Origin of the sequence: Streptomyces sp. 1222.5 (assembly GCF_900105245.1) — a bacterium.
In the GTDB taxonomy this organism is placed as follows: domain Bacteria; phylum Actinomycetota; class Actinomycetes; order Streptomycetales; family Streptomycetaceae; genus Streptomyces; species Streptomyces albidocamelliae.
In genome coordinates, this window is the sequence record NZ_FNSZ01000001.1 from 7,523,614 (window position 1) to 7,537,051 (window position 13,438).

Sequence of the window (13,438 nt, forward strand, 5' to 3'; positions counted from 1 at the left end):
ACATGTGGCGGGACAACATAGTTCGGGGGGTGGTTGTGCGTGTGGCCACCATGCCGACTCGCGAAGAGTGGGTCACGGGCGGGAAAGCGGCGCGTGGAAGGGCCTGGCGGATGCCTCGGCCCACCCAGGGCTACGGCGAGGTGGGCAGGTGCGGGGAGCGGAGCACGAGCAGGGTGATCTCGCTGGGGGCGAAGACGCGGAACGGCGGGCCCCAGAAGCCGGTGCCGCGGCTGGTGTAGAGGAGGGTGCGGGTGCCGTGGCGGCTGAGGCCGGCAAGGGCGGGCTGGTCGAGGCGGACCAGGTGGTGGAAGGGCCAGATCTGGCCGCCGTGGGTGTGGCCGGAGAGCTGGAGGTCGATGCCCTCGGCCGCCGCCCGGTCGACGAACTTCGGCTGGTGCGCCAGGAGCAGGACGGGCAGGTCGGGGTCGGCTCCGTCCAGGGCACCGGCGAGGTGGGCGCGGTGGCCTGCCAGGCCGGAGGACTCGGCGGTGACGTCGTCCACGCCCGCGACCACGAGGGTGTCGCCCCCGCGTTCGAGCAGCAGATGGCGGTTGCGCAGCGGCTCCCAGCCCAGCTCGTCCATCAGGTCGACCCAGCCCTGCGCCTCGCTGTAGTACTCGTGGTTGCCGGTGACGTACACACGGGCCCGGGTGGCCCGCACGGTGCCGAGTGGGAGGGCCTGGGCGCGGCGGCGTTCGGCCGTGCCGTCCGCGATGTCGCCCGTGTGGCACACCAGATCGGCTTCCAGCGTGTTCACCGTCTCGCACACCCGCTCCGACCAGCGAGCGCGATCGAGCGGACCGTAGTGGGTGTCGGTGACGAGGACGACGCGCAGGCCGTCCAACCCCGCTCCCAGCCGCGGGAGTCGCACGTCGAGTCGGCGCACGCGCGGCACGCGGCGTGCCTCGGCGTACCCCCAGGCGAGCAGTACGGCGCTCCCGCCGAGGACGGCCCAGGTGACGATGCGGGCACGGTCCTCGCTCCCGCCGACGCCGGCGACGGTCAGGGCGAGCCGCAAGAGGACGCCGAGCAGCACGGACCAGGTGAACAGGACCCAACTGGCGCCCAGCAGGGTGTCACCGACGATCGCCGCCCGGTCCCGCTGGCGCCGGCCGTGTCCGCGCACCATCGCGAGCGGCATGGCGACGAGGCCGAGGGCGAACAGGGCGGTGCCGGCCGACGTGACGGGCAGCGGCCAGCGCTGGCCGGTGTACAGGAGCACCCCGCAGGGCACGGCCCACAGCAGGACGGGGGCGATCAGGGGGACGTACCGCATCAGGCGGTGCAGCCGGCTCGGCCGCGGCGCTCGCGCCTCACTGCCGGTGGGCCGGATGTTGTCGGTGTCGGTCACGCTCGTCCTCCCTGACCAGGCTGCCGTCCCGCGCACTGTGTCCGGTGGTTCCCGGGCCGGCCGGACGGGCGTTCAAGGGTACGGCCCCCGGGGCGCGGGGTTCTCCGCGACGCATGGCACGGCCTTCGGGCGCCACGGCCCGGGACACCCGCGCAGGTTTTGCCGTTCCGTGGTTGCCGCCTTCAACGGTCCGTCGGATTCTTGGTCACCATGCCGTAGGGGCAGCTGGTTCTGCTGGTCACGGGGGTGCACGGACACCTCCGCGCTGAGCGGGGATGGTTCATGCACCTCGAGTTCCGGCACCTGCGTGTCCTGCTCACCGTCGCCGAGGCCGGCAGCATCCGCAAGGCCGCCGCACGGCTGCAACTGTCGCAGCCGGCCACGAGCGCCCAGCTGAAGCGGATCGAACAGGAACTGGGCGGCCCGCTCTTCGCCCGCGGCGCCGACGGGGTGCAACCCACCGAGAACGGGCAGTACGTCCTGCGCTGCGCCCGTGACCTGGTCGACGGCTTCGACCGGCTGCGCGAGCACGCGCGCTCGGCGGCGGAGGCGGACCGGCAGGCCACGGCCCCACTGAGGGCGGGCGGAACCGCCGGCCCCCTGGTCTCCCTGCTGGTCTCCGCGCTCTTCGAACTCGTCCCGGAACGACGGCTCACCATAGACGCCCGCCGGTCGGTGCACACCCTGGTGAAGTCGCTGAGCCTGGCGAAGTGCGACATCGCGGTGCTCGCCGAGTTCCCGGGCTTCCCCCTTCCGGTCGGCGAGTCGGTAGCGACCCGCACACTGCTCCGCGAGCCGGTCTTCGTGCTGCTCGCCGAGGATCATCCGCTGGCGCGTCAGGAGAGCGTCCGCCTGCATGAACTGGCCGGCGAGGACTGGGTGATGCCGGAGGCCGACGAGAGCGGGGTGCACGCGTACCTCCATCTCACCTGCCAGTCGGCGGGATTCACCCCGCGCATCGCCCATGTGACGCCGGACCTGTCCGTGGCGCAGCTCCTGGTCGCCGGCCGGCACGCGGTCTGCGGGGTGTGGCCGACCGCCGACGTCTCCGCCCGCGGCACCGTGCAGCGGCCGCTCGTGGACGTCCCGTTCCACCGGCGGCTGCTGCTGGCCTGGAACACGGAATCGGTTCCGCCGGAACTCGCCGACGCGGCGAGCGAGCGTCTGCTGGCCGCCTATCTGTCCCTGGTGCGGGAGCGGCCCCGGTATCTGGCCTGGTGGGAGGACGGGGGACGGGAGTTCGCCCTCGGCGAGGGCGGGTGACCGGCCGGGCCGGGGATCCGTGCGCCCTATAACTCCGCGGTTATAGTCCAGATGAAGTCACGTCAGGGGCATGTCACCTGTTGAACACTTCGCGTCAACGTCCAAGGACGTCGTCACCCCACGACGAGCGAAGGAACTCCCCCTCATGTCCCGTCCTCTTCTCGCCCTTTCCGCGATGGTCGCAGCCGGTGTCATCACCACGGGTGCGACGGCGATACCCGCGCACTCGCAGACGGACACGGCGCGGCACGCCGGCTCCCTCCACGACACGGCGATATCCAGAGCCAAGGCCAACGTGACCCGGCACGCAGGCACCTTCGGGTTCGGCGCGGGCCAGAAGCTCCAGGCGAAGGACGTCGTCATCGACGCCGACGGCACCCAGCACGTGCGCTTCGCGCGGACCTACCACGACCTCCCCGTCGTCGGCGGCGACTTCGTCGTCCACCAGAAGGCCGACGGCTCGCTCAAGGGATCGACCCGCGCCAAGGCCCACGGGATCGCACTCGGATCCCTTACCCCCGCCGTCGGCGCCAAGGGGACCGCGGCCGGCGCCCTGAAGCGCGCGCACGGGTCGGTGCGCAACGCCAAGTCCACCCCGCAGCTGATCGTGTGGGCCGCCGACGGCCACCCCCGCCTGGCCTGGCGCACCACCGTGCAGGGAGTGGGCGACAAGGGCCAGCCGCACGGCGAGGTCTTCGTCACCGACGCCTCCACCGGCGCCGCGATCGAGCACTACGACGCCGAGCGAGAGGCGACCGGCACCGGCCACTCCGAGTACACCGGTGACATCGGCATCGACACCACCCAGCAGGCCGACGGTACGTTCGCGCTGATCGACCCGGTGCGCGGCCACATCACCAAGGACGCCCACAACCTCTCGTCCTCCTCCGTGAAGAGCTCCTCCGGCACTCTGTTCACCGACGCCGACAACACCTGGGGCGACGGCCGGAAGTTTTCCACCGACCGCGCCACCGCCGCCGTCGACGCGCACGCCAACACCGCGAAGACCTTCGACTACTACAAGACCACCTTCGGCCGCAACGGCATCAAGAACGACGGCCGCGGCGCCACCGTCTTCGTCCACGTCGGCACCAACTGGGACAACGCCCAGTGGTCGGACACCTGCTTCTGCATGCTGACCGGCGACGGCGACGGCACCACCGACCCCGAGCAGGTCGACCTCGACACCATGGGCCACGAGATGACCCACGGCGTCACCTCCGCCACCGCCAACCTGCGCTACAGCGGCGAGTCCGGCGGCCTGAACGAGGCGACCAGCGACATCCTCGGCACCATGGTCGAGTGGTACGCGGCCAACCCGGTCGACACCCCCGACTACCTCTTCAGCGACCAGTCCACCCCGCCGTGGCTGCGCCGCTTCGACAAGCCGTCCCTGGACGGCCGTTCCGCCGACTGCTGGTCGAAGTCGGTCGGCCGGCTCGACGTGCACTACTCCTCGGGCGTCGGCAACCACTGGTTCTACCTGGCGAGCGAGGGCAGCGGCGCCAAGACCGTCAACGGCGTCTCGTACAACAGCCCCACCTGCAACGGCTCCACCGTCACCGGCATCGGCAACAAGAAGGCCTCCGCCATCTGGTACCGGGCACTGACCGTCTACATGACCTCCACCACGGACTACAAGGGCGCCCGCACGGCCACGCTGAACGCGGCCAAGGACCTCTACGGCGCCACCAGCCCCGAGTACGCCACCGTGGCCGCGGCATGGAGCGCGGTCAACGTCTCCTGACACACCGCGCCCACGCCGCGGGGACCGCCTCGCCCGCCGGTGACGGCGCAAGCGTCTGCCGCCGAACCGGCCGTCAGGGAACGGCCAGTTCGGCCCAGATCGTCTTCCCGGACGAGGTGTACCGCGTGCCCCAGCGCTGCGACATCTGGGCGACGAGGAACAGGCCGCGGCCTCCCTCGTCGTCCCGGCGCGCGCGCCGCAGATGGGGGGCCGTGTGCGCGTTGTCGGACACCTCGCACAGCAGACAGCGGTCCCTGATCAGCCGCAGCATCACGGGCCCGGTGGCGTACCGGATGCCGTTGGTGACCAGCTCGCTCACCACGAGTTCGGCGGTGAACGACAGTTCGGACAGGCCCCAGTCCGCCAGCTGGCGCCCGGCGAGCGTGCGGGCGCGCGCCACCATCGCCGGGTCGGGGGGCAGCTCCAGGTCCGTCACCCGGTCGGGGCCGAGCCGCCGGGTACGGACCAGCAACAGGGTGGCGTCGTCCGCCTGCGGTCCGGGGGGCAGCGCCGCCAGCGCCCGGTCGCACAGCTCCTCCACCGGGCAGCGCTGCCAGGCGAGGATCTGCGCCAGGTGGTCGATGCCGCTGTCGATGTCGGTGCGCCGGTCCTCCACGACACCGTCCGTGAACAACGCCACCACGCTGCCGCCGGACAGGCTCAGCTCGACGTTCTCGTACGGCAGCCCGCCCAGCCCCAGGGGCGGTCCGGGCGCCAGCGCGGACAGGGCCACCGCTCCGTTCGCGTCGGCCACGATCGGCGGCGGGTGGCCCGCGCTCGCCCAGACGCACCGGCCGCTGACCGGGTCGTAGATCGCGTAGAGACAGGTCACCCCGAGTGCCTCGGCGCTCATCCCGTCGTCCGCGCCGGACTCCGAGTCCTGCGCGACCAGGTCGTCCAGCCGGGTCAGCAGCTCGGCCGGATCCAGGTCCAGCAGGGCCAGCGTCCGTACGGTGGCCCGCAACCGGCCCATGGCCGCGGCCGCGTGTACGCCGTGGCCCACCACGTCGCCGACGGTCAGACCCACGCGGGCACCGGACAGCGGGATCACGTCGAACCAGTCGCCGCCCACGCCCACACGGCTGTCCGCCGGCAGATAGCGGTACGCCACGTCGACCGCGCTCTGCTCGGGCAGGCGCTGCGGCAGCAGGCTGCGCTGCAGTACCAGGGCCGCGGCGTGCTGGCTGGTGTAGCGGCGGGCGTTGTCGATGCCGACGGCGGCCCGCTCGGCCAGTTCCACGGCCAGCGCCTGCTCCTCGGCGCCGAAGGGGTCGGGATTGCTGCTGCGCCGGAAGGTGGCGAGACCCAGGACCGCGTCGCGGGTGATCAGCGGGACGAAGAGGCAGGAGTACGAGCCGTCCGATTCCGGACCGCCCAGCGAGCCGGGCGGGCCGACGTCGACGACGGGACGGCTGGTGGCCAGACTCGTGGCCTGCAGGGACGACGGGGGATAGGAGACGGGACTGGTCCGGAACTCCTCCGGGGTCCGGCCGTGCATCCGGAGCAGACTGTGCCCCGGGGCCGAGCCGGTGGGCGGCTGCCGTCCCTCGATGACCGCCGGCGGCAGGTCCACCAGCACCTCGTCGGCCAGCTGCGGCACGGCCACGTCGGCGAGTTCCGCGGCGGTGCGCCGGACGTCCAGCGAGGCCCCGATGCGTTTTCCGGCCCGCACGAGCAGGGACAGGCGCTCCTGGGCGCGGTAGCGGTCGGTGATGTCCAGGGACTCCTCGAACAGACCCAGCGGTTCGCCCCGGGCGTCCACCAGCCGGTGGTAGGAGCAGGACCACACGTGCTCACGCACCGGGTCGGCGGGGGCGCGGCCGCGATAGTGCATGCCCATGATCGGCTCCCCCGTCGTCATCACGTGCTCCATGATCTGGTCCTCGTCCGGAGGGTGGTGGCGGGAGATGAACTCGCCCTCGGGGAAGAGATCCGCCGCCGGCCGGCCGATGTACTGGGCGATCCCCGCGAGTTCCAGATCGGTGGAGACGTTCCCCCAGACGACGCGCATGTCGTTGTCGAAGATCGTCAGGCCCACGGGGGACTCGGTCGCCAGTCCCTGCAGCATGGCCAGCTGCACCTCCCAGCCGCGCAGCGTCTCCAGGCCGGCCGCGACGACGACGGTCGCGGCCTCGCCCCGGTGCGAGAGCGGGCAGAAGGTCACGGCCGCGCGCAGGGTGCCCCCGTCGACGCAGCGGAGGTCCAGGACCGCGCTGCGGGTACTGGGCGCCTTGCAGAGGGTGGACAGCCGAGGCGTGGGGGCCGCCGCCAGCAGCCGGGCGGCGGGCCGGCCGAGCACGTCCTCGGCCGCGTGTCCCAGGAGGCGCTGGGCCGAGGAGCCCCATCCGGAAACGCGGCCTTCGGCGTCCAGTACCGCCGTGGCGGCCTTGGAGAGGTCCAGCGGACTGCGGAAATCCACGTTGGCCGCATGCGGAAAACGATCCATGGCACCGCTTCCCTCCGTGCTCCCTCAGCATCCCGTGCCGCACGACGGACGACAACCGCACACGTGATCACCCCCGGGCCCGGCGGTCACCGGTCGGGGGACCGCCACCGCGAGGGGGCCGTGGCGGGGTGAGCCGCGTCGCATCGGGGCGGGCGACGCTTGCTATGCAACGAGTTGCATAGAAGTATCGGTGTCATGGCGCTCGAACACGCGATCCTGGTGTCGCTCCTGGAGAAGCCGGGATCCGGCTATGAGCTCGCGCGGCGGTTCGGCCGGTCCATCGGCTACTTCTGGACCGCGACCCACCAGCAGATCTACCGCGTGCTCAAGCGCATGCAGGACGACGGCTGGGTCGACGTCCGGGACGTCGCGCAGCAGGGCCGGCCGGACAAGAAGGAGTACTCCGTCGCCGATCTCGGCCGGGCCGCGCTGTCCTCCTGGCTGCACGATCCGATCGAGCCGGAGAGCGTCCGCCACGACCTGGCCGTGAAGATCCGGGGCGCCGCCTTCGACGACCCGGCCGCCCTGATCCGCGAGGTGGAGCGGCACCGGCAGGCGCACCGGGACCAACTGGCGCACTACCTCGCCGGTGAGGCGCGCGACTTCCCGGCGCCGGAGCCGGGCTCCGCCGCCGCGAAGGCGCCGCTCGACGCGGAACGCGAGCTCCAGCACGTCGTGCTGCGCGGCGGCATCGCCTACGAACGCATGATGATCGACTGGCTGGACGACGTGCTCGCCACGCTGGCCGGGTTCGGGCCCGGCCGCTGACCGCCGCACCCCCCGACCGCCGCGCCGGTCCGGCACCCGCGCCGCCGGACCTCCCCCTTCCCATCCGCCCACCGGCCGAAAGGCGTTACACCCATGGCTGACCAGCTGCTGTTCAACCCGCGCACGTACGACCCCGCGCACTTCGACCCCGAGACGCGCCGCCTGCTGCGGGCCACCGTCGACTGGTTCGAGGAGCGCGGGAAGCGGCGGCTGATCGAGGACTACCGCAGCCGCGCCTGGCTCGGCGACTTCCTCGCCTTCGCGGCGAAGGAGAACCTCTTCGCCACCTTCCTGACGCCGTCCTCCACCGCGGCGGAGGCGGAGCCGGACAAGCGGTGGGACACCGCCCGGATCGCCGCGCTCAACGAGATCCTCGGCTTCTACGGCCTCGATTACTGGTACGCCTGGCAGGTCACCATCCTCGGCCTCGGCCCGGTCTGGCAGAGCGACAACGCCGCCGCCCGCGCCCGCGCCGCCGAACTCCTCGCCGAGGGCGAGGTGTTCGCGTTCGGACTGTCCGAGAAGACCCACGGTGCCGACATCTACTCCACCGACATGCTGCTGGAGCCCGACGGCGACGGCGGCTTCCGCGCCACCGGCTCCAAGTACTACATCGGCAACGGCAACGCCGCGGGACTCGTCTCGGTCTTCGGCCGCCGTACCGACGTCGAGGGTCCCGACGGCTACGTGTTCTTCGCCGCCGACAGCCGCCACCCGGCCTACCACCTGGTCAAGAACGTCGTCGACTCCTCGAAGTTCGTCAGCGAGTTCCGCCTGGAGGACTACCCCGTGGCGGCCGGGGACGTGCTGCACACCGGCCGCGCCGCCTTCGACGCCGCCCTCAACACCGTCAACGTCGGCAAGTTCAACCTGTGCACCGCGTCGATAGGCATCTGCGAGCACGCGATGTACGAGGCCGTCACCCACGCCCACAACCGGGTCCTGTACGGCCGTCCCGTCACCGCCTTCCCGCACGTGCGGCGCGAGTTGACCGACGCGTACGTCCGGCTCGTCGGCATGAAGTCCTTCAGCGACCGCGCCGTCGACTACTTCCGCTCCGCCGGCCCGGACGACCGCCGCTACCTGCTCTTCAACCCGATGACGAAGATGAAGGTGACCACGGAGGGCGAGAAGGTCATCGACCTGATGTGGGACGTCATCGCGGCCAAGGGCTTCGAGAAGGACAACTACTTCGGCCAGGCCGCCGTGGAGATCCGCGGTCTGCCGAAGCTGGAGGGCACGGTCCACGTCAACCTGGCGCTGATCCTGAAGTTCATGCGCAGCCACCTCCTCGACCCGGCCGACTACCCCGCCGTACCGACGCGTCTCGACGCGGCCGACGACGACTTCCTGTTCCGGCAGGGGCCGGCCCGCGGTCTCGGCTCGGTGCGCTTCCACGACTGGCGGCCCGCGTTCGACGCCTACCGGCACCTGCCCAACGTGGTCCGCTTCCGCGAACAGGCGGACGCGCTGTGCGAGTTCACGACCACGGCCGCTCCCGACGCGGAGCAGAGCCGCGACCTCGACCTGCTCCTCGCGGTCGGACAGCTCTTCGCGCTCGTCGTGCACGGGCAACTCGTCCTGGAGCAGGCCGCCCTGACCGGACTGGACGAGGACGTCCTCGACGAGCTCTTCGCCGTCCTCGTGCGGGACTTCTCCGCGCACGCCGTCGAACTGCACGGCAAGGACTCGGCGACCGAGCCGCAGCAGGCCTGGGCGCTGGCCTCGGTCCGGCGGCCGGTCGTCGACGAGGCGCGCACGGAGCGGGTCTGGCAGCGGGTCGAGGCGCTGTCCGGCGCCTACGAGATGGCCCCGTGACCCGGTGAGGCGTCGGCCGGCGTGATCAGCACGCCGGCCGCCGCGAAGTACCCCTGCCCTCACCGCCGTTCGGGAGGCGGACGGGTCAGCGGAACTTGAGCAGGCCGGCGTCGACCACGGTGCGGCCGTAGGGGCGCGCGAGTTCCGCGAGGCGCTCACAGCCGGCGTCCCCGAGGGCGGCGTAGGCGGGCAGGGCCAGGCGGTCGGTGCGGTCCTCGATGTACGCGCGTAGGCGTTCGCCCTCCGGGCTGAGGCCGTCGCCGTCGAGGAGGCCGCGCTCGCGCAGCCGCTCCCGGGTGCCGGTCCACTCCTCCTCGGGCCAGGCGCGGGTCGCCTTGAGCGCGCTGACGGACATCTCCCCGGTCGCGGCGTGCAGGAGCAGCGCCTCCAGGCCGCCGACGCCCTCGCTCAGCAGGGACGCGACATGGCCGTCGCCACGGAACTCCCGGAGCAGCGTCTGGGCGTGCCACAGCTGCAGGAGCGGCTCCTCGGGCCAGGGCAGCGCGGCGTGCGCGGCGAACAGCGGGCGGCCCTGCGGGTGTTCGCTGGCCGCCTCGGCGGCGCGGCGGGCCAGCGCCACGACCTCGTCCAGGTGGGGCAGCTCGTGGACCCCCGCACGCCGCAGGGCCTCGTCCGCCGCCGCGTACCGCGCGTCCAGCACCTGCCGCGGTGTCGTCGTGTCCCAGACCCCGTCAAGGGCACCGCGCACCAGGCCGGGGTGGAAGTTGTAGAAGGCCGAGACGACCAGCTCGGCGGGCGCCGACCCGAACGCGGCGCTGCGCGAGGCGAAGTACCCGGCGGGTCCGCTCAGTCCGAGGTCCGCGTACCGCCGCCTCCCCTCGGGGACGAAGTAGATCATGGCGTGCACGGGCTCGAGGCGGCGCCAGGCGGCACGCGCTGTCTTCATGGGGTACCTCTTCGGTCGGTGGGCGAACAGGTCGGTGGCCGCGGATCAGTGCGCGTCGTGGGCGCGCAGGTGGTCGAGCAGCAGGCGGCTCAGCGCCTCGGGTGCCTCCTCGGGGACCCAGTGGCTGACGTCCCGTAGGGTTTCGAACCGGTACGGCCCCTCGACCCACCGCTCGGTCTCCCGGGCCGCCGCCGGGCCGAAGGCGATGTCCCCGGTGCTCCAGACGTACAGGGTGGGCACCTCGACGGCGCCGATCGCGGCGCCCTGGCGGCCGGCCCGGTACCAGTTCAGCGCCGCGGTGAGCGCACCCGGCCGGGACAGCCGGCGCAGGTAGGTCTCGGCGTGCTCGGGCGGGACCTTCCCGGCGTAGAGGCCGCGCAGCACCCGGGCGGCATGGGCGAGCATGCGCTCCTCGGTCGCGGGCGTCTCGCGCCAGTCGATCATGTACCGGGAGCGTTCGCGCTGGTCCTCGTCGGTGCGCAGGGCGGTGGCCAGAGCGCCGGGATGCGGGGTGGAGACGACCGTCAGGGTGCGGACGCGGCCGGGGTGTGCGTGCGCGGTCCACCAGGCCACCGCGCCTCCCCAGTCGTGGCCGACCAGGTCGAACGACGCCCAGCCGAGCGCGTCGGCGATCGCGGTGACGTCGTCGACGAGGAGGTCCATGCGGTAGTCCTCGGGCCGCTCCGGGCGGGCGCCGGGGGAGTACCCGCGCTGGTCGGGTGCCACGGCCCGGTGCCCCCGCGCGGCCAGTGCCTCGAGCTGCCGCCGCCACACCAGCCCGGTCTGCGGGAAGCCGTGCAGCAGCAGCACCGGGCGCCCCTCGGGCGGACCCACCGCGACCGCGTCGAAGACGCCCGTGCCGGTGGCGATGCTCAGCTCGGTCACGATCCACCTCTCCATACCTACTGGTCGGTAGCCTCCAGGTGCGGGGAGCGGCTGTCAAGGCGGCGGGCGCGTGCCGGGTCCAGATGTGTGCTGCCGGGTGTCCGGTACGACGATGGAGAGCGGCGGGCGAACCGTCGACGCGCACGAGCCGGGTGAGCCGGGCGAGCGGGAGGACAATGAGGCATGGGCACGACGGAGTCCTCCCTGACAGGTGACGGCCGGTCGGCGGCCCGGCCCGCCGCGCCGCCCAGCGGCCTGCTGGACCTGCTCAGCGTCGCCGCGGTGGTCCTGAACGCGGACGGGCAGGTGGTGTTCTGGAGTCCGAAGGCCGAGGAGCTGTTCGGCTACACCGCCGCGGAGGCGCTCGGGCAGCACGCCGCCGCCCTGACGGTCCACGAGGAGGACCGGGAGCGGGTGATCAGGCTGTTCGCCGAGGTCATGGAATCCGGCACCGACTGGGCCGGTGTCTTCCCCGTCCGGCACAAGGACGGCACGACGCGGCTGGTCGAGTTCCGCAACATGCGGCTGCTGGACGACCTCGGTGAGGCCTACACCCTGGGTCTCGCCGCGGACCGGGCCAGTGTGGCGCGGGTCGAGCGCGACGCGGCCCTGGCCATGCGCCTGGTTTCCCAGTCCCCGGTGGGGTTGGCCATCCTGGACCCCGACCTGCGGTACGTGGCCGTGAACCCCGCTCTCGAACGCATCACCGGCCAGTCCGCCGCCGACCGCCTCGGCCGGTCCGCCGGGGAGATCCTGACCTTCCTGAACACCGACCCCGAGGCACGTCTGCGCCGCGTCCTGGAGACGGGCGAGTCGGTGGTGAACCGGGAGATCGTCTGCCGTCCGCCCAACGACCCGGACCACGAGCACGCCTGGTCCGTCTCCTACTACCGGCTGGAGGACTCCGCCGGCAAGGTGCTGGGCCTCGCCTACTCGGTGATCGACGTCACCGAGCGTCACCGGGCCACCGTGGAGGCGGCCCGGGCACGGCAGCGGCTGGCGCTGATCGCCGAGGCCTCGGCCTGCGTGGGGAGCACCCTCGACGTGGTGGCGACGGCGCGTGAACTCGCCGAGATCGTCGTGCCGGTCCTCGCCGACGTCGCCGCGGTGGACGTGCTCGACAGCGCGCTCGACGGCCGGGCCGAGCCGGGCGAGGGGCCCGCCGTCTTCCGCGCCCTCGCCGTCAGCTCCGCCTGCACCTCCGACGCGGCCCGTGCTGCCGACCCGCCCGGAGGACTGGCCGGCTACGACAGCGACCGCCTGATCACCCAGTGCGTGCGGACCCGCAAACCGGTGCTGGTGCCCCGGACCACGCGCGGGGACCTGGAGCGCATCGCCCGGCACGGCGAGGCCGCCGCCCTGCTGGAGTCGGCTGGCGTGCACTCCTACCTTGCCGTACCCCTCATGGCCCGGGGCGAGGTGCTGGGCGCCCTCGACCTCGTACGCACCCGCACTCCCGCGCCGTTCGACGACGACGACGCCTTCCTCGCCTGGGAACTGGCCGCGAGGGCCGCGGTCTGCATCGACAACGCCCGTGGATACCAGGCACAGCGCCATGCGGCCCTCACCCTCCAGCGCAGTCTGCTGCCCGAACTCCCCTCGCACCTGCCGGGCCTGGAGGTCGCCTGCCGCTACCAGCCCGCCGGTGCGACGAGCGAGATCGGCGGTGACTGGTACGACGCCATACCGCTGCGGGGCGACAAGACCGCCCTGGTCGTCGGGGACGTCATGGGCAGCGGCATCAACGCCGCCGCCGCGATGGGGCAACTGCGCAGCGCCGCACGGGCCTTCGCCGAACTCGATCTCGCCCCCGCGGAGGCCCTGCACCACCTGGACCATCTGACCGAGGGCATCGAGCAGACCATCGCCACCTGCATCTACTGCGTCTGCGATCCGCACCGCGCCCAGTGCGACATCTGTCTCGCCGGCCATCTGCCCCCGGTCCTGAGACGCGCCGGCGGCGCGGCCCGGCTGCTCGAGCTGCCCACCGGAGCCCCGCTCGGCGTCGGTGGAGTGCCCTTCGAGGCCGCCACCGTCGCCTTCCACCCGGGAGACGAACTCGTCCTCTACACCGACGGCCTGGTCGAGACCCGGAGCGAACCCATCGACGCCCGCCTGGACGTCCTCCTCGACGCCTTCACCACCACCCGTGGCCACGAGCTGGAGGACACCTGCGACCGCGTCCTGGAGATCCTGCGCAGGCCCGGCGGCGAGGACGACGTGGCGCTGCTCATCGCCCGCGCGCGGCCCTGA

Annotated in this window: 9 protein-coding genes; 5 read left to right on the forward strand and 4 right to left on the reverse strand. The window is 72.6% G+C overall.

The window, feature by feature from the left end; all coding sequences use genetic code 11:
* Positions 1–130 precede the first annotated feature (130 nt).
* Positions 131–1,351 (reverse strand): metallophosphoesterase, encoded by a 1,221-nt coding sequence (locus BLW57_RS34125; protein WP_093479565.1) that lies wholly within the window; start codon positions 1,349–1,351, stop codon positions 131–133.
* 282 nt (positions 1,352–1,633) lie between these two features.
* On the opposite strand from BLW57_RS34125, the gene BLW57_RS34130 reads away from it, so the two are divergent.
* Together BLW57_RS34130 and BLW57_RS34135 are read left to right on the forward strand one after the other, a co-directional pair.
* A complete protein-coding gene (locus BLW57_RS34130; protein WP_093479566.1) occupies positions 1,634–2,614 on the forward strand; it encodes a LysR family transcriptional regulator in 981 nt (326 codons plus the stop codon).
* A 145-nt stretch (positions 2,615–2,759) separates the two neighbouring features.
* Positions 2,760–4,361, forward strand: a complete 1,602-nt coding sequence (locus BLW57_RS34135; protein WP_256339650.1) for a M4 family metallopeptidase — start codon at positions 2,760–2,762, stop codon at positions 4,359–4,361.
* Positions 4,362–4,434: 73 nt separating this feature from the next.
* Here the strand turns inward: BLW57_RS34135 and BLW57_RS34140 are convergent, their stop codons facing one another.
* Positions 4,435–6,807 carry a SpoIIE family protein phosphatase gene (locus BLW57_RS34140; RefSeq protein ID WP_093479567.1) on the reverse strand — a complete coding sequence of 791 codons (2,373 nt, stop codon included), beginning with the start codon at positions 6,805–6,807 and terminating at the stop codon, positions 4,435–4,437.
* A 195-nt stretch (positions 6,808–7,002) separates the two neighbouring features.
* Here BLW57_RS34140 and BLW57_RS34145 point away from each other — a divergent pair, with 195 nt between their 5' ends.
* A complete protein-coding gene (locus BLW57_RS34145; protein WP_093479568.1) occupies positions 7,003–7,575 on the forward strand; it encodes a PadR family transcriptional regulator in 573 nt (190 codons plus the stop codon).
* Between the two features lie 93 nt (positions 7,576–7,668).
* Positions 7,669–9,393 carry an acyl-CoA dehydrogenase family protein gene (locus BLW57_RS34150; RefSeq protein ID WP_093479569.1) on the forward strand — a complete coding sequence of 575 codons (1,725 nt, stop codon included), beginning with the start codon at positions 7,669–7,671 and terminating at the stop codon, positions 9,391–9,393.
* 85 nt (positions 9,394–9,478) lie between these two features.
* Here the strand turns inward: BLW57_RS34150 and BLW57_RS34155 are convergent, their stop codons facing one another.
* Complete coding sequence (locus BLW57_RS34155) at positions 9,479–10,300, reverse strand: SCO6745 family protein (RefSeq protein WP_093479570.1); 822 nt, start codon at positions 10,298–10,300, stop codon at positions 9,479–9,481.
* Positions 10,301–10,345: 45 nt separating this feature from the next.
* Positions 10,346–11,185 (reverse strand): alpha/beta fold hydrolase, encoded by an 840-nt coding sequence (locus BLW57_RS34160; RefSeq protein WP_306822921.1) that lies wholly within the window; start codon positions 11,183–11,185, stop codon positions 10,346–10,348.
* 183 nt (positions 11,186–11,368) lie between these two features.
* Between BLW57_RS34160 and BLW57_RS34165 the strand changes: the two genes are divergently transcribed.
* Complete coding sequence (locus BLW57_RS34165) at positions 11,369–13,438, forward strand: SpoIIE family protein phosphatase (RefSeq protein WP_093479571.1); 2,070 nt, start codon at positions 11,369–11,371, stop codon at positions 13,436–13,438.

Coding starts and splice junctions, on each gene's coding strand:
- BLW57_RS34130 (WP_093479566.1), top strand. CDS start 1,634: ATGCACCTCGAGTTCCGGCACCTGCGTGTCCTGCTCACCGTCGCCGAG.
- BLW57_RS34135 (WP_256339650.1), top strand. CDS start 2,760: ATGTCCCGTCCTCTTCTCGCCCTTTCCGCGATGGTCGCAGCCGGTGTC.
- BLW57_RS34140 (WP_093479567.1), bottom strand. CDS start 6,807: ATGGATCGTTTTCCGCATGCGGCCAACGTGGATTTCCGCAGTCCGCTG.
- BLW57_RS34145 (WP_093479568.1), top strand. CDS start 7,003: ATGGCGCTCGAACACGCGATCCTGGTGTCGCTCCTGGAGAAGCCGGGA.
- BLW57_RS34150 (WP_093479569.1), top strand. CDS start 7,669: ATGGCTGACCAGCTGCTGTTCAACCCGCGCACGTACGACCCCGCGCAC.
- BLW57_RS34155 (WP_093479570.1), bottom strand. CDS start 10,300: ATGAAGACAGCGCGTGCCGCCTGGCGCCGCCTCGAGCCCGTGCACGCC.
- BLW57_RS34165 (WP_093479571.1), top strand. CDS start 11,369: ATGGGCACGACGGAGTCCTCCCTGACAGGTGACGGCCGGTCGGCGGCC.